Source organism: Flavobacterium branchiicola (assembly GCF_018383905.1).
GTDB classification, from domain to species: domain Bacteria; phylum Bacteroidota; class Bacteroidia; order Flavobacteriales; family Flavobacteriaceae; genus Flavobacterium; species Flavobacterium branchiicola.
In genome coordinates, this window is record NZ_JAGYWA010000002.1 from 167500 (window position 1) to 193252 (window position 25753).

Genomic DNA, 25753 nt, shown 5'->3' on the forward strand with positions numbered 1-25753 from the left:
ACAACACATTTATTTAGTTGAATTCTTATAGTAAGTATTGAGTGTTTTTTTATAATGTATTTAATTTGATAAATTTTAAAGTGCTAAAATTTTAAAGTAAAAAAATCCATTTTTGATGCTCTTCCGTCTTTATAAACAGCCCTGATACCATATTTATAAGTTGTGTTGATTGTAATTGTGGGATCAGACAGAGTTTTAACTTTTCCCTGTACGACCTGAATTAGTTGTAAAGCATCTTTATCTGAAGCTTTATAAATTTCAAAACTGTCAACCTCAGTATTTGGGTAATCCCATGATAAATCAATAGTATTTGTTGTTTTGTTTACCTGAGCAAAAAAGCCTTTTACAGAAGGCATAACAGCATATTTAGGAACAAATAAATGAACCATTGGCGAAGGATTTGAAACAAGGTTACTTTCATCTTTTGCAAAAATGGCATATTGATACGTATTGCCTTCAAGAGCCGTTTTGTCCTGATAATTTTCTTCTTTATTTTTAGTTTCAAAAATTAATGTCCAGTCTTTTTGATCATTTTCTTTTCTGTATAATTGATGAATTACGGCATCTTCACTTTGGCTGTTTATCCATTCAAGAAAAATAGCCCCATCGGTAATTTCATATTTTACAAAAACAGGTGAGGTAGGAGGTATTACATCAGGCTTCTTCAGAATTAACGGATCTGAAAAAGGGGACATATTGTAATGATTATCTACAGCAATAACTTTATAATACACTTTACTGTTTAAGCTTTTAAGTATTACTTTATCGTCAAATGTATTAGGCTCGCTAGGGCTTATAGTCATCTGACTGTATTCTTCATTAGGGTTATTTGCTTTGTAAATACGATATCCCATCAGGTCTTTTTCTTTATTAGGATCCCATGTTATTTTGACTACTCCTAAGCTGTCAATAGTACCTTTTAAGCCAATAGGTTTTACAGGTGGAATGGAGTCCACAGGTTGCACAAGCATTGGAAAAGAGGTTCTGCTGTTTCCGTTTTTTCCAATCGCGGTTAATGTAAAATAATTGGTTGCCGAAAGTTTGTTGTAAACGACATTTCGGGCTTTTGGAGCAATATTTTTAATAACAGTTACATATTTGTCATCATCCTGGTCAGAACGTCGAAGCTCAAAACCAGTAATTTCATTGTTTCCTTCTTCAGGAAATTCCCAAATTAGATTTACCGTAGTATCATCTTTAAATTCTTTAACAGTAAGATGAGGTACAAATTGTAAAATAGATTTTCCTTTTCCGGAAACCACCTGAGAGTAAGGGCCTAATTCTCCAAATGAAGAAATTCCCTGAATTCGATAGCTATATTGCGTATTATTAGCAATAGAATCTATATAAAAAATTTGACTGTTATTTGGATTTCCCTGACTTAGACTTGTATAAGGTTTGTCTGTTATTCTCTTAAAATTTACTTTATCACTAGAACGTTCTACATAATAACTTCCATAAGCATGAGCCAGCATTTTAAAATTCCAGCTTAGCATCGTTTTTTTGTCAGTAAAATTGGCAGTTAAATCAACAGGTTTTGGCAAAGGTTCATATTCTTTTAACCCCACAAATACACCGCCATATGCAATACTCATTTCTGTTTCTGGAACGTTTGATGAAACTCTGTAAATGTATTTTTCGTTTTGCTTCGGACTCAAATCTTCGAATGCTAAACCTGCTTTTTTTGCAACCTGATAGTCTTTATCAGCCATATATAAGGCAAACGTAAAGCGTTGTTGGTTCTCTTCAGAAATATTTACAATGGATTGCATATTATCGGCACCCGTTACGGTAAAATCCTCACCATAAATTGCCTGAGCAACAATAGCTGCATCATCATTAGTTTCTATAATTTTTTCCCAGGCTTCAAGTGGTTCGGGTTGTATTATTTTTGCAAGAATGGTTTTCTCCGGATTCTCCAAAGTTTTATTATCTCTTGTTACCGTATATCTTTCTAATGTATAGCCATATTTATTCAGTTTTTTCCAGGCCATTGGGTCAGTGACTGCCCAACGTAATAAGATTCGATCTTTCTGAACTCTTGATATAACTTGTATTTCTATTTTTTTTTCTGTAGAAACGGGTTCTTTAGAAGTTTTATCCTGAGCCTGACAATTACCAATGATTACTAAAAGAAAGGTAATTAAAAATTGAAATTTCATATTAATTTGTTTTATTGAAAGTAAAAATTGAACTTGTTCCTGGTTGACCTCCGGGAAGCGTATAATTCAATTTTAAATTGTAATTGCCTTCTTTTATATAAGGAAATATTCCATTAATTATATAGTTATACTTTGTTGCTATAACTGGATTTACTGTATTTAGATATTTGTTTACCACCTTATATCTTAGATTCACGAAGTCAGTTTTGTAATAAAAAGGAAGATTATATCGATAAGGAAGGTACTCCTTCAACATAAAACTTGTCGGATTATTGATAATATAATCCTGATACCATGTTAGAATTTCTACTCCTCTTACAGGAGGTATTCCTAATATATCGGTGTTTCTGTTAAATGTTAAATCGGCTTCTAAAGGATACCCTTTATAAATTAATGGATAAATTTCATTTTTATAATAATTATCATCTAATACTGCTTCAGTTTTTACCAATGGTATGTTTAAACTTTTTGCATTACCAATTAATTCTATTTCATCAAAAGGTTCTGTTGCTGTATTAATAGACTGTAAGGCATGTACATCTGCATATATAATTTCAACCAATGTTTGTTTTGGTCTTTTTGCAGCCATTTTTTCCTGGAAAGTATTATACTGACTTGTATTGAAATTATATTGTAAAAGTTCTACACCGTCACCGCCAACAATCGTTTCGGTAAGTTTATTACTTTTTACATCAATATCGGTACCTTCTGCTGATTCTTGTTTTGTATAGCTTTGTGATAAATTATTATTGGCATCAGCTTTTGGTTCCAATGTTTTTAAAGTAAGATTATACTTTTTCACATTTTGTAAAACAGGGAAGTCGGTACTCACTTTTTTCTGCGAAGAATCGTAAGTTATTACACTTTCACTTGTTTTGTTTCCGGTTGTATAGAATGCTTTTTGTGATTGACCAGGTTTTAAATCAAATAAATAAGTCTGTCCTATCTTTAAAACGATATAAGCTTTCTTACTTTCATTAGGATACACATAATTCTGATCAAAAACAGGATAACAATAAGCAATATTGGTTACAGGAATGTTATTTGGTGCAGTGCCAGTTGTAAACTTTCTGGTTTCACTTTCCATTGCAATTTGCCCTTGATCGTATACTGTGTTCCAGGTGCCATTTACGCTTTCCTGAAAACTCACTTTAACATTTAGTACTAAATCAGAATTTTGAGGTAATATTTCAAAAGAGTTAAAACTCACTAAATCATTAGTTTGATTCCATGTTAATGATCCTATAACCGGAACACCATCTTTTTTAATAGTATATTCTTCTAGTTTTAAGCGATATGTTCTTACTCCTTTATCATCTTCAATAACAAAATTTTTATTTACAGGCATATTAAAACCTACTTGCGGAACAGTAAAAACATTTACATCTTTTGTACCCTCTGCAGGTGTAATATCGGCAATTGCTTTTAAACCTTCCAGCGGATTATTAGTTGTAAATTCACATTGGCTACCAAATTCGAGTTTAAATCTAAAACTTCCTTTTACAGCACCACCTAATAAATCAAAGTAGCCGCCCATATAACCACGAATCCATGCAGGATTTGGTAATTTTGCTTGTAGTAAGACTGCACCACCGCCTTTTATAATTGATATTTTCTTTCTAATAAAGAATAGTTTTATATTGATTCCAAGTTCTCCCTGAAGATAGGCATAGGACTGACCGTTGGCATACCAACCGTTAATACCAATTTGCCCGGATCCTTTACATTGAGCTTCTCCATAATCTTTTACCATAATATCAAATCCAAATCCGGCTTGAAAATTGGCATAAAACATCAAAAAGCTTAGATCTCCCGTTTTGATGCTAAAATCGGAACCAAAAGCAAAACCTTTACCAGAAGCAACACTGTTTTCATCTCTCATATAATCCAGAGTTGCAACATCTACACCTAATAATTTGGCAACAATATCTGGTGGAGGCGGACTTGCAGGGATATCGTCTCCAATCATAAAGTAGCCTCCGGTTTCAACTTCTATCGAACCAAGAGCCATTTTTAATCCTAATCTGTCAGTCGGTGTACCCATACGGATATACCATTTATCCGGAGCAAAATGTAAAACTGCCCAACCCGCTCTGCCCTGAGAGGCACGACCTTTTATTAAACCTCCGGCAACATCTACATACAAATCAAATGTGCCATGAAGCGTTTTTGAAGTAAAGTCATATTCAATAGCCGCGTAGGCATTAAGTCCGGCCTGACCCACTACGGCATCAGGATAAACTTGTTTTGAGGCTTCGGTTAAGTTACTTTCTTTAAGCGCATCCAAAGCCGCTTTAGTAAAAGTGCCTTCTTTTTCTACCACTACTTGTAATTTCTCTTTCAATGAGTTTATAGGTACCGGGAATCCAAAATCCTTCATAACATGGCCTTCTCCGTAAATGCTGATTCTATTGATTCCTCCGTTATCATTAAATGCAATTTCGAAACCGGCACCACCCCAAAATGCATCCGGTCTTGCTGCATTGGCAAAGTGAATCATGGCCTTTATACCTAACGATGATGGTTCATCTGGTACATACTTAACTCCCGATGCTGTAAAACTGGAGCTAAAGCCCTCTTTTTTCATGTTGTAATAGGCACCACCACCAAAACCTTTAATTACAAAGGCACCAAACGGAATGTTCAGACCATCGGCCATGGCATCTACATACCAATATCTGAAAGAATCTTTTCTTCCAAAAATAGCACTAGCCTCAACTTTTATTCCTCCTTTAAATTCAGCCTTTAAATTTCCTTTAAAGCCTTTACCATAAACGGGATCATCATCCATGATGATTATACTTCCTGCAAATTTGGCCCCGCCTATATCGGCGGCTAAATCAATTCTTTCAAATTTTACATGATCAAATTTCCATTTTTGAATACCATCTGCTTCATTAAATTTTCCGACAAGATCAAATTTGGTTCTTCCACTAAACTGATCTTTCATTAAATTAACAGATAAATCAACTCTTAAAGTTGCCGAATTATCATCTGCTATTAAAGCAATTTCATGTATAGTAATGGGGAAATTTGCTACTTTAGAAGAAGAAGGGTCCTCATCATAATTGTTTTTATAACCAAAATAATCGGTCTTAATGACAGGAGTGACCGTTTGTAATTGAAGGTTTTGGAAAGTTATCCCTTCAAATAAAACAATTTTTTTAGATTCATCAACTTCACCAGCCTCTTCCTTTCTTTTAGCTTCTTCTTCTTCAGCTTTTTTCTTAGCATCTGCTTCTTTTTGCTTTTCAGCTTTAAGAACTTCGCTAGTAGAAAAAACACCATTTTTTAGTGAACCATCAACATCGGTTACTAAATAGGTTTTAGGAGTTCTGTTTAGAGCCTGTTCTTCTGCAGCTTCATCTGCTTTTTGGTCAACTTCACTTTTTTCTACAATCGCAGTCTTTAAGGTAAGGTTACCATTCAATAGTGCTTTAGGCAAAAATTTACCTTCTTTTACTTTTAATTCAATGTAAGAACCTTTCTCTATATTAGCAGTCGCTTTAAATGCCGAAAAACAAATGTTTTTGGCAACCTCAGCTTTTAAAAGGTATTCATTATCAACAGGATTAATAATCGCAGTATAGGCAAGCGCAACGGTAGAACCTTTTTTGCAATTTCCTGCATTACTGGTTAAAGGAAGAACAAGCGATCCTCCAAAACCTCCCGAAACTAAGTTATTTGCTGTAAAGCCCAGAATAATACTGTCTAGAGAAAAAGACCATCCATTGGCTGATCCCTGACTAAGACTAATGATATTAGTAGCAGAAAAAATACCGGAAACTCCCATTCCGTCAATTAATAAATCCTTTCCGGAAAAGACTATTCTTTTTTGTTCCTTTCTAATTTTAAATTCTTCGGGTAGTGTGATTTCGACAGTAGAAGCATAAAAACCTCTCCACAAAGATTCATTTCCGGGAATCAAATAATTCTTCTGGTAATTAGCAGGCCAAACTGTCTTTTCAGGATTTCTAAGATCACTAAGATCCATTTTTGCATTTTTTACCTGAAAACAAAATGCAGGGAAATTGGTTATTTGAAATTTTGGAATTGACAAATCTATTAAGATATCATTCCAGTTTGATGCTGTAGTTTTAAAACTCGATGTTACTTTTGCTTTAAGATCTTTACTGGCAACATTATTATTGTCAACAGGAACAATCATGCTTCTTGAAAACTCGACATCTGCCGAAATTCCAAGTTGCTTAAAACCGTTACAATCGATAGTCACAAATGTTTTGTTATCAACTTTTCCGGTAGCCATATTCATTCCACCTTTCAAGACCAATATTGCTTTACTGCCTAGAATAGGAACGGCAAAATCACCAAGCAAAACCAAATTGGTATCACCAACTAAGCCTCCTTTATGAGAAAGTCTAATATTATTAGCGCCGAAAAAAAGTTGTCGGGCTTTTCCATTAGAATCAATCTGTGGCAGAATAATCCTGACAAAAGCAGTTAATTCTGTATATTCGGGAGTAAACTTGGCACCGCTTAAACCTAACATATACTGGACTCCACCAATGGTCTTTTTTATACCCAAAGGTAACATTGACAGTTTTTTTGGATCGAGAAAATCAGTAAGATTACCGTTTTTATCAATTTCCGCAAAAGTAGCCTGTGCCTTTTTTAAATCTTCATTTGTCTCTTCAGAAACTGTAAAGCGTTTAGTAAGGTAAGCATCTGTAAATTCGCTTTCTCGATTTTGATTGTAATAAGTAGAAGTACTTGGAAATATTGGTGCCTTATTATCTAAAATATTTTTAGTTATAATATTTTTTTTCGGGCTACTTGTAGTATCGATGTAAGTACCTGCAGTACTATTAAAACTTACAAGAAATAAAACTAAACATAATAAGAAAGAAGGTAACTTCGAAGTAATTTTTTTCAATTTTTAGTAGGTTTGGTTATATGTTAGGGCAAATTTGGGCTGTTTAACAAATAATTGGTTATAAGATAATTATAAATTACATGTAGTAATTTTATTATAAAAAACCAAATATTACTTGTTAAAATTTTGCCAAATCTAAATATTTTGAAGTTCATTTCTTTACGGGATTCCACATTTTGGCAAAAAAAAACTTCAGAGCGCTCTGAAGTTTAAATTATTTATACGATTTGAAAGAAAGAAAAACTGATTTGTAAGATGCAAAAAAAAAAGCCTCCTGAATTTCAGAAGGCTCTGTTTAGCTTATTACGCTGATAACAATAAATAAAATTACCAGAGCAATAACAGCAAATTTCATAAATTTTGACGATTGCATAAATGAAGATTTAAATTAATTTATTTCTGATGTCGGCAAATATAATTTTTTATCTGAACTTAAAAACTAAAAGTAAGTTAAAACAAAAAAGCCCTGAAAAATTCAGAGCTTTTGTATATTCTTTAAAAAAAAAGATTATTCTTCTTTCATAGTATGATAAACGTTCATAACGTCATCATCCTCTTCGATTTTTTCTATTAGTTTTTCAACGTCAGCGATTTGTGCTTCAGTCAATTCTTTTGTGATTTGAGGAATACGCTCAAAACCAGAAGATAAAATTTCAAGACCTCTGTTTTCTAATTCTTTTTGCAAAGCACCAAAACTTCCAAAAGGAGCGTAGATTAAGATTCCGTCTTCATCTTCAAAAACCTCTTCGGCACCAAAATCAATTAGTTCAAGTTCTAATTCTTCCGGATCAAGATTTCCTTTTGCAATTCTAAAGTTACAAGTGTGGTCAAACATAAATTCAACAGAACCCTGAGTTCCCATTGTACCGTTGCATTTATTAAAATAACTACGAATGTTTGCTACCGTTCTGTTGTTATTATCAGAAGCAGTTTCAATCAGGATTGCGATTCCGTGAGGTGCATATCCTTCAAACAAAATTTCTTTATAGTTGGCAGTATCTTTATTGCTCGCATTTTTTATCGCGCGCTCCACATTGTCCTTAGGCATGTTGGCCGCTTTCGCATTTTGTATAACAGCTCTTAATCTAGAATTGGCGTCAGGGTTAGGGCCGCCTTCTTTAACAGCCATAACGATGTCTTTACCAATTCTGGTAAATGTTTTGGCCATTGCAGACCAACGTTTCATTTTTCTTCCTTTTCTAAATTCGAACGCTCTTCCCATTTCTAATTTTTAGTTTTGTGATGCAAAAATACAGTTATTCCTTATTTCTCCAAAATCAATCGTATTCTTTTTTTATGGAATGTTGTGGAGCTGCAAGTTTCAGGTTTCAGGTTTCAAGTTTGCTGCGTTGTGTAATTGATGAAGTTTTTCAGACCAATTTTTTTTCAAAGTGAGTAACGTGAAACCTGAAACCTGAAACGAATAAAACAAAAAGAAACTCCTATTTCATAGCGTTAAAATCATTGATAACATTTACCGCCTCGTTTAGATAAGGATTCGTTTTTAAATTATCAATTTGATATTGATTTGTCGTTTTCTCATTTGGGTATACGCCAAGTAAAAACTGGTTTACAGTAGAATTATAAACATCCAGGGGATTATTGTCTTCATTAAAAGAGTTAATTTCTTTCCAAAGTGAATTGACTATCTTTTTTTGTTTAAAAACGGCATCTATAGTCATCGGAACCTCAGCTTTGGGTGTATTTACGATTTGATCAATTTTAAGGTTTATCTTTTTAATGTCATTAAAATAATAGTTATCGGTAAGACGTATAGCCGAATCTTTAGCCAATTTGTCTATAAGATTTCGTTTTAAATACGGTCTGTATTTTAACGGCGCAATACTATCGTTTTTTATTGCAGTAGGAAAGTCACTTTCCTTTTGGTAAACATCTTCATAAAATTCCGGCAGAACAACATCAGGCCTAACACCAATATATTGATGACTTTTCCCGGTTACTCTGTAAAATTTATTGATTGTAATTTTTAAAAAATCAGTGTTTTTATTTTCGTCAAGCGAAAGAATCGTTTGCATGGTCGCTTTCCCCAGAGTAGTGCTTCCCATTAAAAGAGCACGATTATAATCCTGCATTATAGAAGAGAAAAACTCGCTTGCAGATGCTGTATTGCTATTAACCAAAATAACAATAGGGCCTCTATAAATTAAGCCTTTATAAGGATCATTTATAATTGATTTCTCCTGTTTATTATCTATAACAATAGAAATTGGACCATAATCAATAAACATTCCGGCCATTTTTATGGCTTCTTCCATAGATCCGCCGCCATTGTTGATCAAATCAATTACCAATCCTTTGATATTATCACGCTCCAGTTTCATAACCTCGCGTGCCACATCATCAGCACAGCCTTTTCGGCTTTTGCCATCTAAATCGGCATAAAAACTCGGAATTTTGATATAACCAATTTTACTGTCCTTGCCAATTATAAAACTGTAAACAGAATTATCTTCATCTTTCATAACCTGCTTTTCGATAAAAACCTCAAAATTTTTACCTGAGTTTCTTTTCAGCGTTAATGTGATGCTTTTATTAGCTTCAGAAAGAATCATTGTCGAAATAGATTCCAGAGACGCACAGGAAACCTTTAATGTCTCTTTTTGATTCGAAATAGAAACAATCTGATCTCCTTTTTTTATAAGTCCGGTTTGATAAGCAGGGCCATTAGGATCAACCTCTTCAACAATAATCTCGTTTTTTTCATTCAGGTTTACTGTCATTCCCAACGATAAATGCTCTTTTGATAACGAAGCCACAAAACTTGATTTTGAATCATCGCTAAAATAAGCCGTATGCGGATCAAAGTACGTGCAGAAATAATTATAAAGATTTTCCTCCTGATTAATTTTAGTTTCCAAAAGCGTACTGATTCGGCAGATTTCATTAGACAAAATCAGTTTTTTAGATTTAGCTTCAATTGAAGGTAGATTTGCTTTAATCGAATCCAAATCATCACTCGAGTCAGCAATTTCATCTAAAATTTGGTAACGAATTTTTTTAGACCAAACCTTCTCCATATCTTCTTTTTTTAGATAAAACGGAAAAGACTTTTTATAAAAACGTATCGTATCTTTTTTATTATAATCCATAGGGGCGGCCTGAATTTTCTCCAGAACTTCCTTGGTTCTGATAAGTCCGTTTTTATATTTAGAAGTAATATCAGTTATAAAACTGCAATCATTACTCAAAATGAGGTCGTCCAGATTAAGACGATATTTTGCAGACATCTCATCATACTCACTCTTAAAAAAGATATTTCTGGAAGGATCCAGTTCATTGATCAGATTGTCAAAAACAAAAACAGACAAACTATCATCAACCGGTTTTGGCCGAATATGCTCAGACTGAACTAGCGCATTTATTTTATTTAATATCCCGCAAGTTTCCGCGCTATTTTGAGAAAATAGTGAAGTCGTAGTCAACAAAAAAAACAGGCAAATCTTTTTCATAAATAAAAAGTCTGGGTTTAGACTAAAATTACGGTAATTTTTTGAAAAAAGACAGCAATTTTTTCAGAATATCGACAACAAAAAGATTTTATCTGTGAACGACATAAAATTGACAAACCTGCTATTCTAAATTTGTCTCCATTTTTATTTCGGCATAAAAAAAGTGCATTACAACTTTTACATTGCAATGCACTTAAAATATATTTTAGTCAAAGACTATTTTTTATAAAAAGGCAATTTTACCACTTTAGCCGGAACATCATTTTTTCTGATTCGGATAAAAACGTCACTGTCAACAGCGCTATTTGCAACCGTAACATATCCTAATCCAATTCCTTTATTCATAGAAGGAGACATTGTACCCGAAGTTACAACACCAATAACAGCTCCAGAACTATCTACAATTTCGTAATCGTGTCTTGGTACTGCGCGTTCCTGCATTTCAAAAGCAATTAATTTTCTTGAAACACCCTCTTCTTTTTGTTTTTTAAGAGCCTCAGAATTAGTAAAATCTTTAGTAAATTTAGTAATCCATCCTAAACCAGCTTCAAGAGGAGAAGTAGTATCATTAATATCATTTCCGTACAAGCAGAATCCCATTTCTAAACGTAAAGTATCACGTGCAGCAAGACCGATTGGTTTAATACCAAAAGCAGCACCTGCTTCAAAAACTTTATTCCAGATCGCTTCTGCATCGGCGTTTTTACAATAAATTTCAAATCCGCCAGAACCAGTATAACCAGTAGCAGAAATAATAACATCGCTGAAACCGGCAAAATCAGCTACTTCAAAATGGTAATAAGTAATAGCAGATAAATCAACAGAAGTTAAAGACTGCATTGCCTCAACCGCTTTTGGTCCCTGAATGGCCAATAAAGAATAATCATCAGAAATATTCTTCATTTCAACCCCTAAATCATTGTGAGACGAAATCCAGTTCCAGTCTTTTTCTATATTCGAAGCATTTACAACAAGTAAATACTCTTCCTCTTTCATTTTATAAATAATCAAATCATCCACAATACCACCTTCATTGTTTGGAAGACAAGAATATTGCGCTCTACCAATAGTTAGTGTCGAAGCATCATTTGTAGTTACTTTTTGAATCAAAGCCAAAGCATTTGGTCCTGTTAACAAAAATTCGCCCATATGCGAAACGTCAAAAACGCCCACAGCGTTACGAACTGTTTCGTGTTCAGCATTAACGCCTTCGTATGTAATAGGCATATTGTAACCGGCAAAAGGTAGCATTTTCGCTCCCAAACTCTCATGTATGTGCGTAAGCGCAGTATTTTTCATTGTGTTGTGTTTATATAATTGTTTTGCAAATCTATTTAAAAAATATCAAATTTAGATACCTTAAATTATAAATTTCGCAATGATTAGGAGCTATTTCCTGCTATCCGCTATATCTTTTTGTTTTTAAAGAAAAAACAAAAAGGATGTCGCTTCTATCAGGGCTAGGGATGACCGTTTTAAAGAAGATTCAGGTTATCAATTTTTTATGTAACTTTAGTATATAAATCAAGTTTTTCAAGTTTAGCTATGTTTATTTAAACAAGTGAAACGCCTTTTTGCGTAAAGAAAAGCTATGATTCTATGTGTTTAAAAATTAACACCAGTTAAAGAATGAAATCACCGTATTTAATCAATAAAGAAGAAATTCTAAAACTATATAAACCTGTAGATCCCAAAGCACACAAAGGAACGCAAGGTCATGCCGTGATTATTGCCGGAAGCTACGGCAAAATAGGAGCAGCAGTTCTGGCTTCAAAATCCTGCTTAAAATCGGGTTGCGGACTTGTAACAACCTTTGTACCAAAATGTGGCTATCAAATCCTGCAAATCAGCATTCCGGAAGTGATGGTGTTAACAGATGAAAATACAAATTTCATAACCAGTATTCATCTTCCATTAATTCCGCAAGCAGTAGGATTTGGTCCGGGAATAGGGCAGGAGCTTGGTACACAAAAGGCTTTATTCGAATTTTTAAGAGTAAACAAAACGCCCTTAGTTCTCGATGCCGACGCTCTAAACATTATTTCAGAAAATCTTTCTTGGCTGGAATTAGTTCCCGAAGATACCATTCTTACACCTCATCCTAAAGAACTGGAACGCTTAATCGGAAAATGGAATTCAGATTCTGAAAAATTTCAGAAAACAATTGCTTTTTCAGAAAAATACAAAGTCATAGTCGTCATGAAAGGCGCCCCAACATTCATCATAAACAGAACTTCAGTCTACGAAAACACCACCGGAAACGCCGCACTCGCAACCGCCGGAAGCGGCGACACCTTAACAGGAATCCTTACAAGTCTTCTTGCGCAAGGCTACGAACCAAAATACGCCTCAAAACTTGGTGTATATCTCCACGGATTAACAGCCGATTTAGCTTTGCCAAAAACAGGTTCTGAATCTTTTACGGCTTCTACAATTATCAAATATCTTGGAAAAGCTTTTTTGAGTTTAGAGAATTAACCGCAAAGAGCGCAAAGAATTACGCAGGGTTCGCAAAGCATTTTTTAATCTCGCAAAGTCGCAGATTCGCAAAGTTTTATATTCTTTGCGTCTTTGCGACTTTGCGAGATTTATTTAGTCCGTACTTAAATTTTCTTATATAACTTATATGGTTTAAAATTGCGTTCTTAGCGTAATTCTTTGCGCTCTTTGCAGTTAAAATCATTAAGTTTGTACTATGAAAAATTTCGATCTTAGAACGGTAAACGTTACCAGATATATAACTCCGCTGCGAGAAGGCGGTTCTTTACCAGCACTCGCAGAAGCCGATGACGATTTTAAATACGTATTAAAATTTAGAGGTGCCGGACACGGTGTAAAAGCCCTAATCGCCGAATTGGTAGGCGGACAAATTGCTAAAGCTTTAAAATTGCAACTGCCAGAATTGGTATTCGCAAACCTAGACGAAGCTTTTGGAAGAACGGAAGGTGATGAAGAAATTCAGGATTTACTGCAAGGAAGTCAGGGATTAAACTTAGCGCTTCACTTTTTATCTGGAGCAATTACTTTTGATCCCGTTGTTACAACTGTCGATGCAAAACTAGCTTCGCAGATTGTTTGGCTGGATGCTTACATTACCAATGTAGACCGAACGTTCAGAAATACGAATATGCTGATTTGGCATAAAGAATTATGGCTGATCGATCACGGCGCTTGTCTGTACTTTCATCATTCGTGGCATAATTGGGAACAACACGCTAAGAGTCCGTTTGCATTGATAAAAGATCACGTTTTATTGCCTCAAGCTTCGCTTTTAAAAGAAGTTGATGCCGAGTTTAAAGCGATTTTGACTCCGGAAATTTTAGAAGAAATTGTCAATACAATTCCACTAGACTGGTTGCAATGGGAAGATGCAGATGAAACTCCAGAAGGCTTGCGAAATGTGTATTTGCAGTTTTTAAAGACAAGATTAGCCAATTCAGAAATATTTGTAAACCAGGCTCAAAATGCAAGATAATCACTTATACGAATATGCTGTGATTCGTGTTGTGCCAAGGGTAGAGCGCGAAGAATTCCTGAATATCGGAATCATTTTGTTTTGCAAAAAAGCCAAATTTATAAAGGTTCTTTTTCATTTAAATAAAGAAAGAATACAAGCCCTTTCTGCCGATTTCGACATCGAGCAATTAGAATGTAACCTAACTTCATTAGAAAAAATTGCTAAGGGTGCCAAAGACGGCGGTCCAATCGCCGAATTTGATATTCCGGAACGTTTTAGATGGTTAACGGCTATTAGAAGTTCAGCCATACAAACGTCAAGACCTCATCCGGGTTTGTGTCAGGATTTAGAAAAGACAATTCAAAGATTGTTTGAGGAATTGGTTCTTTAAAAAGGAAAGATTTTCTGTAGAGACGCACTGCAGTGCGTCTAACACAATATATAAATCGAAAAGCCTGAAATTTTTTGCCACAGATTAAAAGATTACAATGATTTTTGTTTCACGCAGATCTGGCAGATTATAGCGGATTAATTTTAAAAATCATCCGCTCAATCTGCTTAAATCTTTTGAAATCTGCGTGAAATAAAAAAGTTAGATGCTTGTTACGCTGAAAAAAATCTCGCAATCCCGATAGCTATCGGGAGCGAAGATGCAAAGAATATAAAGCTTTGATACTCTGTGAGATAAAAAAAATTTAGCGCCTTAGTGGCAAAAACTAGAAATTACAATGGTTTTTTTTTTCACGCAGATTTGGCAGATTATAGCGGATTAATTTTAAAAATCATCTGCTCAATCTGCTTAAATCTTTTGAAATCTGCGTGAAATAAAAAAGTTAGATGCTTGTTACCCTGAAAAAATTCTCGCAAAGACACAAAGGCGCAAAGAATATAAAACTTTGCGACTCTGCGTCTCCGCGAGATTAAAAAAATTAGTGGCTTAGTGCCTTAGTGGCAAATAAAAATCTACTAGAAAGAACCACAAACATTACCACCTAAAGTAGCTCCTGCATTAGCAGAAACATCTGCTTTAACAGCAGTTTTGTCCAGTTTTACAATAGAATAGGGTGGAGTAAAAGCAGTTCCGCTTCCGGCTTGATTTCCTGATGTACTTGTAAATACATTGTCTGTAGCTGTAACGGCAGTATAACCAGTCATTAAATCGATAGGCGTTTTTACACCTTCAAAAACATTGCTTTCTACGCGAATATTTGCTTCAAAACCTGCTGCAATACATTTATTGCTAACCGTACTGTTGAAGAAACTATTTACAATATGCACTTGTCCAAAACGAACTCTTGGCATTCTTTCTTTACAACCCGGAGCCCACCAGCATCTTGCAAAAGTGATTCTCAATTTTCCACGGTCACCCGTTGCACCATCGCTTGAACCAATTAAATTAGAATATCTGTGATCGTCAGATCCTCCTGAACCTCCTGCTTTTGGTGGTTTTAGATAATGGAATTTAGAATACGTAACCGAGATATAATCCGATTTGTTTTTGATATCGAAGTTCCCGTCAACACCATCTCTAAATTCGCAATGATCCACCCAAACGTTTGTACATTCGTCCAGAATAGCGTTGTCCCATCCATCTGTATCGTAAGCACCCGGACCTTCAAAAATCAGGTTTCTAATAATGATGTTTTTACATCTTTTAATGTTGATGATTCCGGAAGCATCTTTAGTCTGATTTGTTGAAACCAATTTTGCACCGTTGGCACCATAAATCGTTTTTCCGGTTTGATCCTGAAACGACAATCTCGTCGTAACCGTAATAGTTCCCGACACTTTAATCACTTTTACTGTACTGCTTTCAATAGCCGATTTTAGCTGTGCATAAGTAGTTACAGTTGTTTCGGCAGAAGATCCACCTCCGGTAGTGTTTCCGTTTTGAGATGCCCATCCCGGAACTTGGGTACAGTTTCCAATCTTGGCAGTCATACTATTTGTAGACGGAGCGTTGACTGTTGCTGTTGTTTCGATACTTGCTTCTGTGGTTGGAGAAGCAATTTCTTCGGTATTACACGCTGTAAAACCGATAGCCAATGTCATTAAAAACATTGAAAAAACTGATTTTGATTTCATAATTTAAGTTTGGTAGTTAATAAAAAATTTAACAGTACAAATCTGCTTATATTTTGAATCAAAAAAGTTGAACAAGTTCAAACTTTTGTAAAAAAAATTGTAGAATGTGTTTTTTTAACACTTCTAAATTTACAAAAATGTATAAATAGTTTACTTTTGCGTAATCGATTACATTTATTTAAGTGATTAATAAGTAGTTGATTATAGTGAAAAAAGTTTCCAAAATCAAAACCACAAAAATGTCCAACCTACTACGAAAAAACATTGAGCGAAAAATTCCGCTTACAGATGAAGAATGGAATTGTATTGTTTCAAAAGCAGAACTTATTAAACTCAAAAAGAATCAGTTTCTGCAAATTCAGGATTCTAATAATAGTTATGAAGGATTCATCTTAAAAGGATCTTTTAAAACCTATATCTTAAATGAAAACGGAACAGAAACCGTCATTTTCTTTTCGTTTGAAAACGAATGGATGTGTGATCTGGAAAGTTTCTATCATCAAAAACCAACCACATACAATATAAAAGCGATAGAAGACAGCGAAATTCTAGTCATTAATAAAACCCAAAAAGTACAGTTATTTGCAGCCATTCCCAAACTGATGCAATTTCATGTTTTAATGATCGAGAGTGCCAATATTGCCATTCAGCAAAGGCTTTTGGATGTTCTTAATAAAACCTCCAAACAGCGTTATCTTGATTTTAAAGAGCGTTATCCGCAAAAGATAAGTACGATTAATAATAAGAATCTTTCTTCGTATTTAGGGGTTTCGCATGAGTTTCTTTCGAAGATTAAGAGGAGTTTTTAAGGGGCTGAGGTTCTAAGATGCTAAGGGGCTAAGTTTTTATTTCACGCAGTTTTATTCTCATTTTTGTCATTTCGACTGAAAGGAGAAATCGCACTAGAAACTCGACAAAGATTGGCGATTCTCTTTGCGGAATTCCAGGTGCGATTTCTCTCTTCGTTCGAAATGACAAACTGTATGTCTTAAAAATCCAATATCCCAGAAAGGCAGTCATTAGAAAAATGAAGCATTATAATTTCCTTTTCTGGATTTTCAATCACTAATAAATCATGAGGATTTAGATCGTATGAATTCTCATTAATTTTAATAACTGTTTTGCCCAAAGAAAATAATAGTATGATTGGAGCATTATAATTCTCATTACCATTTGTTATTTTCAGTTTGTGATGAGGTGTTTTTTCAGAAACCATCCAATTAAAATCATTGCCTTTTGTATATGAAGTTACTTCATCAGCTGAATTAAATTCCATGATTTCATATTTCTCGTATGTTTTTTGCTCTTTATTTACTTCAACATTTAAATCGTTATCAAGCATAACCAAGTAACGGTGATAGCTTTTAAATTGGGTAAACAATGACGGAACTTCCTCTATTGTCGCACTGCTTATCCTAAAAATGAAATCCCTTTCAGCATAGTTTGCTGTTTCAGGATAAATCATATATTCATAGGTCAATCCGCCACTCCAAACAGAGGATTTACTATCTTTTTTAGGCAAAAAGCGTATGTTCATTTTTTATTGTTTTATTATGAAATCAAATTGTTGTTTTTTCCATGATTTTAATCTCAATTTTGTCATTTCGACTGAAAGGAGAAATCGCACTAGAAGCTCGACAAAGATTGGCGATTCTGTTTGCGGAATTCCTGGTGCGATTTCTCCTTTCAGTCGAAATGACAAACGAAGTGGTTAAAACTCTTAGCGAACCTCTGCGCAATTCTCTGCGGAATAAACCCTAAACCAGCTTCTTCTCAAAATATATAAACTCCAAAGGTTCTTCTGAAACCGTAACATGAACACCGCTTTCAGGAAAAGCTTCTCTTTTACCGGTATCTGCATAACCGTGACGTTTGTACCAGGCAATAAGTTCCTCGCGAACAGAAATAACCGTCATAATAATACTATTTAAGCCTAAAGATTTAGCATGATTTTCGGCTTCAGCCAAAAGCTTTTTTCCGATTCCACTATTTTGAAGTTCGGGCGAAACGGTAAGCATTCCTAAATATAATTGATGTCCTTTCTCCACCAATAAAACCGAACCAATAATTTTATCATTTTCTGTAAATTTCAGAATTGTATTTTTTGGATCTAGGAAGATTTCGGTCATTTCCTGTTCGTCAGTTCTTTTTCCTTCCAGTAAATGTGCTTCGGTTGTCCAGCCTTTTTTTGAGGTTTCGCCTCTGTAAGCCGAGTTGATTAAAGTGGTTAATGCCGGAATATCTTCGAGTAATGCTTTTGTAATCATGTTATTTATAAAATGTTTTGAATTGTTTCTTGCTTTAGCCAAGAATATTTGAATTGCCTCCAGCTTTAGCTGGAGAAACAAAATTACATCAGAAAATTGGCTTTAGCCTAATCTTTTATATTTTTTGGCTAAAGCCGAATTTATGCTGTAAAAATAAAACCTTCAGCTAAAGCTGGAGGCAATTGAAATTTTAATTTATGTACGTAAATATTTAAATAAAATTCTTCAAATTTGTATAAAACCAAAAAGCAAAAAAGTATGAGCCGAATACACCTGTTTGAATTTGAAGATCAGCAATGGCTTCCGGAATTTATTAGAAATTATATAACTGATTTTCTGCAGTTTTTGGCTAATAAAACGGCAATGTACAAAGGCATAGTTCCGGTAATTCAAAAAGGATTAAAAGAAAGCCAAACCAATCAAATTATTGATCTCGCTTCGGGTGGCGGCGGCGGACTTATCTGGCTCGACACTGAATTGAGAAAAGACAATCCCGATTTAAAAATTCTCCTCACGGATTATTTTCCAAATATTCCAGCATTCGAACATACACAAAAACAAGCCGACAATTTCGATTTTGTAAAAACTTCAATCGATGCCAGAAACGTGCCCGAAAACCTAAAAGGGCTTCGAACGCAGTTTTTATCCTTTCATCATTTTAAACCAAAAGATGCCCAGCAGATTCTGCAAAATGCAATTGATACCAACAGTTCTATTGCGATTTTTGAAGGGCAGGAGAGAAGTTTTCAGAGTATTACGGCAATGATCTTTTCGCCAATTAGTGTTTTAGTTTCAACACCTTTTATAAGACCGTTTCATATTGGCAGAATTATTTTTACGTATCTTATTCCGATTGTGCCCATTTTGATTCTCTGGGACGGCGTTGTTTCTTCTTTAAGAACCTATTCTGTTGACGAAATGAATGCTTTGGTTTCTAATTTAAACAATAAAGAAAACTTTAATTGGGAAATAAAGAAAGTAAAGTCCGGACCTACAAAGATTTTGTATTTGTTGGGAACGAGGAAGTAAGGCTTTGTAAATTAGAACGCGGATTAAACGGATTTGCTTTCGCAAAAACGCTGATTAACACGGATTTTTTTTAAATCAGTATTAATCCGTCCCCAGAGTTATCGGAAGCGGATTTATACGGTTTATGTATTTTAAAATCCGTTTCAATCCGCGTCTTCGTGATAACGAATCCGTATAATCCGCGTCCCAAACATATGTTTTTTAAGAATTGTAAATAGTATCTTACAAATGGAAGCTTGTTTTTTACCCAAATCTATTTTCGTTTAAGAATTTTAAATATCTTTGAATTATGAGTACAGCAATAAAACCAAAACATATCGGCAGAAATATAAGCCGTATCAGAGAGCTTAAAGATATGAAGCAGGAAGCACTTGCACTTGCTTTAGGAATAACCCAGCAGACTATTTCGAATATTGAAAACAGCGAAACTGTAGACGAAGAAAGACTTTCAGAAATTGCAAAAGCTCTTGAAGTTTCTGTTGAAGCCATTAAAAACTTTTCAGATGAAGGCGTTATTAATTACTTTAATAGTTTTCATGATAATGTTGTTACAACAGGAAGTATTTTTGCAACAAATTGTACTTTTAGTCCTTTAGATAAAGTAGTTGAACTTTATGAACGTTTGGTGCAAGCTGAAAAAGATAAGGTGGAGTATTTGGAGAAATTATTGAACGGGAAATAATCCTTTTTGAAGATATATTAAATTGAGAAGAGACCTTTTATGAGGTCTCTTTTTTTGTCCTTTACTTTATTTTAGATTTTCCCTTTAGATGTTCTTTGATGTCAATTACGCTATATTCGCTAACCATTATTGTTGCATATTTTAAAAAATCTTTAGCAATAACTATTGTTGTTTTGTTTCTTTTTTGAACATAATTATTGGCAGCATCACTTCTAGTCTGTACAGAAATTTCTTCAGGAATTTTTTGATTAAGATCATAATCCCAGACTTTTTCTATAAAAATATTTTGTGATCCAATCTTTTTAAATCCTGAAAATGGAGCTGAAATAGTTTCGTCATACTGAGAAGAATAATCTCTTTCGTAATCAGTAGTTGTATAATTCCCATTTTTGCTAACAGAAATAGTATCAATAATCATATTTAATTTTATTGGATCTTTCAATTCATTTTCAAATCTTTTTTTACAAATTAAAAAAGAATCAATTAGAACGTACGAACTAAATTCTATTTTTCCAATTTCCATAGGATCCATCTCTGTTCCTTCAGAAGCAAATTCTATATCCATTAATATAAATTCATTTTTGCTAGTATTTAAAATTCCATCTTTATTAGAAAGTTTAAATTTTATTGGCTTCGAATTATTTATTGTAAATTCATGACTAGCATAAGAGGTAAGCATTATACTATCTAAAATCCCATGTGTTATTAAAGTGTCTTTGGAATCAAAAATCAATGTGTCTGATTTGTTATTTCCAACTATTTGCATTTTAAGTTTGTCTTTTTCGCATGAAAGAGTGCATATTAAAATGATAATTAAGAATGATAAATTTACTATCTTTTTGATCATATTTTTCAGTTAAATAGTTTAGGCTTGTTTTGTATGAATTTGCATTATATTAAGTCTCAAACATAATAATTTTCCTTATAAATAACTAAATAAAAAAACACCAATTAGACTAAAAATAAATCAGTATAATTTGTGGTTTAAAACTTGATAAGAGAAGATTTCTATCCTCTTTGCTAGCGCGAGCGTCTCGCTCGTGCCCATTCTAATTGGGTTTTTAAATTTCTTTGCGTTCATGAGCGAGACGCTCGCGCTAGCGGGGGCAAGCTGAAAAAGATAAAGTGGAGTATTTGGAAAAATTATTGAATGAGAAATAAACGTTTTTGAAAATATATTAAACAAAAAAGAGACCTTTGATGAGGTCTCTTTTTTATGTTCTATTGCTAGAGAGAACTAGTATTTATGATAACGTTTCGCAATAGTTTTTATTTACCACCTTATCTCTCATAATTGCTTTGCTATTAAAATTTCTAGAAATATTTCTAACTATGTCACTATAGTTATCATTTCCATTTTCTTTTCTGTAATAAAAAGGTTTTATTGATGAGCAATTTTTGTGCTCAAAAAGTGTGTTTAATAATGTCCTATCTGAAATTCCACAAGAATGACCAAAAGTAAAAATTTGATATTCTCCCGTATTTAAAAATTCTAGTAGCTTTTTATAATTCTCAGTTTCCAGATATTTAATAGACTTAATGTTCTCGAGATAAATATTATTATTCAAATTCTCAATTGACTTGTAATCTTCGTCAATCTCATCCCCAAATCCGAAGATAACTTGATTACCGTCATACTGGTTAGTTGTTCCGTGTATATGAATAGTGCTTATAGCAGTATTTTTGTTAAAGTTTAACGAATCAAATTGATTTTGATTTAAATATAATTCTTCTGTAGAGGTGTAATTAAAACTGAGAAATAATGTTTCGTCTGGTATTAGTTCAAAATAATTTATAGCGCTATCTGATAAAAGTAGTTTTCGAATATCTGTGACAGTTGCATTTACACCAATTTTTGAAATTATTTTTTGGTTTTTTTCATCTAGTTCTGACAATGTAACCAAATCATCTTTTAAGGCTTTTAAATCCTTATGAATTTTTTGAAATTCAATTTCTGCCTTTTTATTAATTGACGTTTCGGTAAAATCTCTTAATTTTAATGTAGAATAAATTTTCTGTCCAATGCTTTTTTTTAATTTAATATCATTTGTTTCGTTTCCAAAGTTTGCAACAAATTCATCTTCTACATCTCTTAAATACAATTCAAGTAAATCTTTTATTTGTCTCAAATCTTTATTTAATTCTTCTATTGCGTAAGTACATTTTTCATTTTTAAATGAATCCTTTAACAAATCATAATATTCATTTTCGATGTCAACCCACTCTCTTTCTTTTTTCCTTCGGGTTAATATTTCTAGAAATTTGTTTTTGAATATTAATGTAAGATTTTTTTGTTCTAAAATTTCAACTAAATCATTAAAACTATTTCCTTTTACCCAATCTCCAGCTTTATAAGGACCACCAGGAACATTATCAATTCTAATTTCCTCAGTTTCGAATACATTTAGATACGTTGTAATGTTTCCGTTAACTTCATTGCGTAATTTTTGCATTACTTTTTCCCAGTAGTCATCAATAAAATGATTGTAGCTAGTTTTAATATTATGAGCTAAATCAAATCCATTTCCAATAAGTATAATTCGATTCATTTGATTTGTTATATTAGTTGTAGTTTATCTTTTCCTTCAGCTGGCGCGAGCGTCCCGCTCGTGCACTTCCAATTGGTTTTTGAATTTCTTTGCCTTCACGAGCGAGACGCTCGCGCTAGCGGGGGCAGTTCAGGTACTAAATTAAACCCATTCTTCGGATTTGTCAAATCATTCCAAATACAAAAACCAACTTTCCATTAAGCCAATTGCCCAAATCCCTTGTAGTTGCTGTTATGTGATGTTTTTCTCAATATCATCTAATGATCTTCCAAAAGTTTCCAAAACAAAATAATTAAATTCTTCTTTAGATTTTATTTCACGATAGGAAAGAGAAAGGTGTTCGTTGATTACATTCCACAGTATTAATTTTTCTTTTAAAAAATCTTTTTTTTCAATAATTCTTAATTTACTCAATCCCCATTTTTTCTCTTCATTGTTAAGTGAATTAATAGATTTAAATATTAATTTGTAAACATCTCCAGAAATGCATTTTTGAAATGTTCTTAAATAATTATCAAATTCAATATTATATTTTACAGATTCCTCAGAATTTTCAATGTACATTTTTGGATTATTACCAATAATTTCAGCTTTTAGCTCTTCAGTTAGAAAATATGAATATGAATTGAAAAGATTTTTTTTATAAATATCATCTTCCATACTTTCTTTTTCGATGCAAACGAGATTGCAGGGGACACGTAATTCAGAATATGCTAATAGTTTGTGGTGTCCATCAAGTATAAATTCAGTATTAATATAATAACCAGAAATACCCTCTAAATTATTGTGGCTTATAATTAGGACTCTTGGTTTGTAACCAGATTTAATTAGCTCCTTATAATAATCGACTCTTTCTCTTGAAATACTTGTAGAAGGTTGTGTAAACATTAGATTGCGAAAATCAACAGTGTAATTATAATGATAAAAAGCACCTTCTACATTAGAATAATCATAACGAATTTTGTAATAATCTAAGTTAGACTCACGGGTATAAACGCAATAGATACCTGAATTAAATAAATTTAAAAAGTCGATAATTTTTTCTAGAATAATTTCATCAGTTCCATCAATCAATACATCATTTAGATTTTTAATGTATTTATCTCTGTCATAATCAGAATTTAGAACAAAATAACGCCCCATAGTTCCTAAACTATCATCATAAAAATCAGCTATAATAGTTTTAGAAATTCTTAGACATAATACTAAATCATCAAATGATATGTCAATAATATTTTTTCCAGAATTAATTTCAACAGTCTTACTTATCATAAAATATTACATAACTCATTTAATAGGCAAAAGAAACTTTCGCATATACACCTAAAAGAGGATAGAAAAGCGAAGGTTTATTATGTTTTTCTTACTTTTCAAATATATGGTTTTTTCTTACTAGATTTTTTAAATTTGATATTGAATAAATATTGACTTAAAAAACAAAACGACTGAAAATAAGTTCCAGTCGTTTTGTTTATGATGATATAATTGATTACCCCAAGAAACTCTTCAACTCCTCATAAGTACCAATCTTCACACTCACTTTCTCCTCATTAATAACACTTTCAATTTGTGTTGGAATAGGAAGCGTGATTCCTAGCACCGGTTCAACTACATCTAAGAATTTAATTGGGTGAGCGGTTTCTAAGAAAATACCAATGGCGTTCGGGTGTTTTTCAAGCTCTTTTTTTAAACCTAAATAACCAACAGCGCCGTGAGGTTCTGCGATGTAACCGTCGGTGTTGTAAATTTGTTTCATGGCTTTTAGCGTTTCTTCATCGGTGTAGCTGTACGAAGAGAAATCTTTTTCAAAAGCCTTTAAATCATTATTGTATAATTCCTGAATTCTAATAAAGTTACTTGGGTTTCCAACGTCCATTGCGTTAGAAATTGTCGCTTTAGAAGGTTTCGGGTCGTATTTTCCGTTTTCTAAGAATCTTGGCACGGTGTCGTTTACGTTTGTAGAAGCTACAAAATGTTCAATTGGTAAACCTAATTTCTTTGCCATAATTCCAGCACAGATATTTCCGAAGTTTCCGCTTGGACAAGAGAAAACCAAAGGTTTGTTTTGGCTCTTCAACGCTTTGTAAGCAAAGAAGAAATAAAACATCTGTGGCAGCCAACGCGCAATATTAATAGAATTTGCCGAAGTCAGGTTTTTGTGCGCCAAAGTTTCATCTAAAAACGCTTTTTTCACCATATCCTGACAATCATCAAAGACACCATCAACTTCAAGCGCTTTAATGTTTTGTCCTAAAGTCGTCAATTGTTTTTCCTGAATGTCGCTCACTTTTCCTGATGGATATAAAATAACAACATCTACACCATCAACACCAAGAAATCCGCTTGCAACTGCGCCTCCCGTATCTCCGGAAGTTGCCACTAAAACGGTGTTTTTAGCGTCTTTTTTGTCTTTATTGAAATATCCCAAACAACGCGACATAAATCGCGCTCCAACGTCTTTAAAAGCCATTGTCGGTCCGTGGAATAACTCTAACGAGTAGATTCCGTTTTCTACTTTCACCACAGGAAAATCAAAAACTAAAGTATCAGCGATGATTTCTTTTAATTTTTCTGCAGGTATTTCGTCGCCAACGAATTGTTTAATTGCTTCATAAGCAATTTCTTCGTGGCTTAAACTTTCGATTTTATCAAAAAAGGAAGGATCAAGAGGCGTGATGTTTTCTGGGAAATATAATCCTTTGTCACTCGCTAATCCTTGTATTACAGCTTCCTGAAAAGAAACTTTTGGGGCATTATGGTTTAAACTGTAGTATTTCATTATTTTTTTATTGCTTTAGGCTTTTTTTTATTGCTTTAAGCTTTAGGCTTTTCCTATGCTTGTTTATAGCTTTTTTTTATTTTTAATTATTTCTTGGTTTTGTCAGGCTGAGCCCTTCGTTCCTCAGGATAAACTCCGTCGAAGCCCCGCAAAGTAAATCCACATAGTATGTCATTTCGAGGAACGAGAAATCACACTCGAAACTCGACAACAGTGCGTCCTCACTTGTGTGATTTCTCCTTACGTCGAAATGACAAACTGGGCGTGCCATGCTTTGTGTCTTAACTTTGCGCGGGCTTCTCCCGATCCCGAAACGTCGGGACGGGACGCTCAGCCTGACAAACGTTATGTTTTTAAACTCTATTTTTGTCATTTCGAG

Annotated in this window: 18 protein-coding genes; 6 read left to right on the forward strand and 12 right to left on the reverse strand. The window is 33.6% G+C overall.

The window, feature by feature from the left end:
* Positions 1-83: 83 nt before the first annotated feature.
* The 5 genes from KHA98_RS04340 to gcvT form a co-directional block, all read right to left on the reverse strand.
* Positions 84-2162 carry a fibronectin type III domain-containing protein gene (locus tag KHA98_RS04340; RefSeq protein WP_213255685.1) on the reverse strand — a complete coding sequence of 693 codons (2079 nt, stop codon included), beginning with the start codon at positions 2160-2162 and terminating at the stop codon, positions 84-86.
* A gap of 1 nt (position 2163) precedes the next feature.
* The gene (locus KHA98_RS04345; protein ID WP_213255686.1) at positions 2164-7056 is read right to left on the reverse strand and encodes a hypothetical protein; all 4893 of its coding nucleotides are present in this window, start codon (positions 7054-7056) and stop codon (positions 2164-2166) included.
* A gap of 508 nt (positions 7057-7564) precedes the next feature.
* Complete coding sequence (locus KHA98_RS04350) at positions 7565-8278, reverse strand: YebC/PmpR family DNA-binding transcriptional regulator (RefSeq protein WP_007811539.1); 714 nt, start codon at positions 8276-8278, stop codon at positions 7565-7567.
* Positions 8279-8498: 220 nt separating this feature from the next.
* Positions 8499-10526 carry a carboxy terminal-processing peptidase gene (locus tag KHA98_RS04355; RefSeq protein ID WP_213255688.1) on the reverse strand — a complete coding sequence of 676 codons (2028 nt, stop codon included), beginning with the start codon at positions 10524-10526 and terminating at the stop codon, positions 8499-8501.
* A gap of 216 nt (positions 10527-10742) precedes the next feature.
* Positions 10743-11825: a glycine cleavage system aminomethyltransferase GcvT gene (gene gcvT, locus KHA98_RS04360; protein ID WP_213255690.1), complete on the reverse strand. Its 1083-nt coding sequence runs from the start codon at positions 11823-11825 to the stop codon at positions 10743-10745.
* A gap of 330 nt (positions 11826-12155) precedes the next feature.
* Between gcvT and KHA98_RS04365 the strand changes: the two genes are divergently transcribed.
* The 3 genes from KHA98_RS04365 (at position 12156) to KHA98_RS04375 (ending at position 14374) form a co-directional block, all read left to right on the forward strand.
* Positions 12156-13004, forward strand: a complete 849-nt coding sequence (locus tag KHA98_RS04365; protein WP_213255692.1) for an NAD(P)H-hydrate dehydratase — start codon at positions 12156-12158, stop codon at positions 13002-13004.
* Between the two features lie 217 nt (positions 13005-13221).
* Complete coding sequence (locus KHA98_RS04370; protein WP_213255694.1) at positions 13222-14001, forward strand: HipA family kinase; 780 nt, start codon at positions 13222-13224, stop codon at positions 13999-14001.
* Positions 13991-14374, forward strand: a complete 384-nt coding sequence (locus tag KHA98_RS04375; protein ID WP_213255696.1) for a DUF3037 domain-containing protein — start codon at positions 13991-13993, stop codon at positions 14372-14374. Before KHA98_RS04370 ends, KHA98_RS04375 begins: the two co-directional genes overlap by 11 nt.
* A 575-nt stretch (positions 14375-14949) precedes the next feature.
* Here the strand turns inward: KHA98_RS04375 and KHA98_RS04380 are convergent.
* Positions 14950-16068 (reverse strand): pectate lyase family protein, encoded by a 1119-nt coding sequence (locus KHA98_RS04380; protein WP_213255698.1) that lies wholly within the window; start codon positions 16066-16068, stop codon positions 14950-14952.
* A gap of 239 nt (positions 16069-16307) precedes the next feature.
* Between KHA98_RS04380 and KHA98_RS04385 the strand changes: the two genes are divergently transcribed.
* Positions 16308-16877 (forward strand): Crp/Fnr family transcriptional regulator, encoded by a 570-nt coding sequence (locus KHA98_RS04385; protein ID WP_213255700.1) that lies wholly within the window; start codon positions 16308-16310, stop codon positions 16875-16877.
* A gap of 179 nt (positions 16878-17056) precedes the next feature.
* Here the strand turns inward: KHA98_RS04385 and KHA98_RS04390 are convergent, their stop codons facing one another.
* Together KHA98_RS04390 and KHA98_RS04395 are read right to left on the reverse strand one after the other, a co-directional pair.
* Positions 17057-17605 carry a HutD family protein gene (locus KHA98_RS04390; RefSeq protein ID WP_213255703.1) on the reverse strand — a complete coding sequence of 183 codons (549 nt, stop codon included), beginning with the start codon at positions 17603-17605 and terminating at the stop codon, positions 17057-17059.
* A gap of 220 nt (positions 17606-17825) precedes the next feature.
* Entirely contained in the window at positions 17826-18335 is a 510-nt protein-coding gene (locus KHA98_RS04395) for a GNAT family N-acetyltransferase (RefSeq protein ID WP_213255705.1), read from the reverse strand.
* Positions 18336-18593: 258 nt separating this feature from the next.
* Between KHA98_RS04395 and KHA98_RS04400 the strand changes: the two genes are divergently transcribed.
* Positions 18594-19364: a hypothetical protein gene (locus KHA98_RS04400; protein ID WP_213255707.1), complete on the forward strand. Its 771-nt coding sequence runs from the start codon at positions 18594-18596 to the stop codon at positions 19362-19364.
* 289 nt (positions 19365-19653) lie between these two features.
* Positions 19654-20046, forward strand: a complete 393-nt coding sequence (locus KHA98_RS04405; RefSeq protein ID WP_213255709.1) for a helix-turn-helix domain-containing protein — start codon at positions 19654-19656, stop codon at positions 20044-20046.
* Between the two features lie 61 nt (positions 20047-20107).
* Here the strand turns inward: KHA98_RS04405 and KHA98_RS04410 are convergent, their stop codons facing one another.
* From KHA98_RS04410 to thrC, 4 genes are all read right to left on the reverse strand, one after another.
* A complete protein-coding gene (locus tag KHA98_RS04410) occupies positions 20108-20893 on the reverse strand; it encodes a hypothetical protein (protein ID WP_213255711.1) in 786 nt (261 codons plus the stop codon).
* A gap of 397 nt (positions 20894-21290) precedes the next feature.
* On the reverse strand, positions 21291-22595 hold the full coding sequence (locus KHA98_RS04415) for an AbiH family protein (protein WP_213255713.1): 1305 nt from the start codon (positions 22593-22595) through the stop codon (positions 21291-21293).
* 231 nt (positions 22596-22826) lie between these two features.
* On the reverse strand, positions 22827-23867 hold the full coding sequence (locus KHA98_RS04420; RefSeq protein WP_213255716.1) for a ParB N-terminal domain-containing protein: 1041 nt from the start codon (positions 23865-23867) through the stop codon (positions 22827-22829).
* A 217-nt stretch (positions 23868-24084) separates the two neighbouring features.
* Positions 24085-25374 carry a threonine synthase gene (gene thrC, locus KHA98_RS04425; RefSeq protein WP_213255718.1) on the reverse strand — a complete coding sequence of 430 codons (1290 nt, stop codon included), beginning with the start codon at positions 25372-25374 and terminating at the stop codon, positions 24085-24087.
* Between the last annotated feature and the right edge of the window lie 379 nt (positions 25375-25753).

Bases quoted from the DNA above. Each gene is read 5' to 3' on its own strand.
- KHA98_RS04340 (WP_213255685.1), bottom strand. From the start codon at position 2,162: ATGAAATTTCAATTTTTAATTACCTTTCTTTTAGTAATCATTGGTAAT.
- KHA98_RS04350 (WP_007811539.1), bottom strand. From the start codon at position 8,278: ATGGGAAGAGCGTTCGAATTTAGAAAAGGAAGAAAAATGAAACGTTGG.
- KHA98_RS04355 (WP_213255688.1), bottom strand. From the start codon at position 10,526: ATGAAAAAGATTTGCCTGTTTTTTTTGTTGACTACGACTTCACTATTT.
- gcvT (WP_213255690.1), bottom strand. From the start codon at position 11,825: ATGAAAAATACTGCGCTTACGCACATACATGAGAGTTTGGGAGCGAAA.
- KHA98_RS04365 (WP_213255692.1), top strand. From the start codon at position 12,156: ATGAAATCACCGTATTTAATCAATAAAGAAGAAATTCTAAAACTATAT.
- KHA98_RS04370 (WP_213255694.1), top strand. From the start codon at position 13,222: ATGAAAAATTTCGATCTTAGAACGGTAAACGTTACCAGATATATAACT.
- KHA98_RS04375 (WP_213255696.1), top strand. From the start codon at position 13,991: ATGCAAGATAATCACTTATACGAATATGCTGTGATTCGTGTTGTGCCA.
- KHA98_RS04380 (WP_213255698.1), bottom strand. From the start codon at position 16,068: ATGAAATCAAAATCAGTTTTTTCAATGTTTTTAATGACATTGGCTATC.
- KHA98_RS04385 (WP_213255700.1), top strand. From the start codon at position 16,308: ATGTCCAACCTACTACGAAAAAACATTGAGCGAAAAATTCCGCTTACA.
- KHA98_RS04390 (WP_213255703.1), bottom strand. From the start codon at position 17,605: ATGAACATACGCTTTTTGCCTAAAAAAGATAGTAAATCCTCTGTTTGG.
- KHA98_RS04395 (WP_213255705.1), bottom strand. From the start codon at position 18,335: ATGATTACAAAAGCATTACTCGAAGATATTCCGGCATTAACCACTTTA.
- KHA98_RS04400 (WP_213255707.1), top strand. From the start codon at position 18,594: ATGAGCCGAATACACCTGTTTGAATTTGAAGATCAGCAATGGCTTCCG.
- KHA98_RS04405 (WP_213255709.1), top strand. From the start codon at position 19,654: ATGAGTACAGCAATAAAACCAAAACATATCGGCAGAAATATAAGCCGT.
- KHA98_RS04410 (WP_213255711.1), bottom strand. From the start codon at position 20,893: ATGATCAAAAAGATAGTAAATTTATCATTCTTAATTATCATTTTAATA.
- KHA98_RS04415 (WP_213255713.1), bottom strand. From the start codon at position 22,595: ATGAATCGAATTATACTTATTGGAAATGGATTTGATTTAGCTCATAAT.
- KHA98_RS04420 (WP_213255716.1), bottom strand. From the start codon at position 23,867: ATGATAAGTAAGACTGTTGAAATTAATTCTGGAAAAAATATTATTGAC.
- thrC (WP_213255718.1), bottom strand. From the start codon at position 25,374: ATGAAATACTACAGTTTAAACCATAATGCCCCAAAAGTTTCTTTTCAG.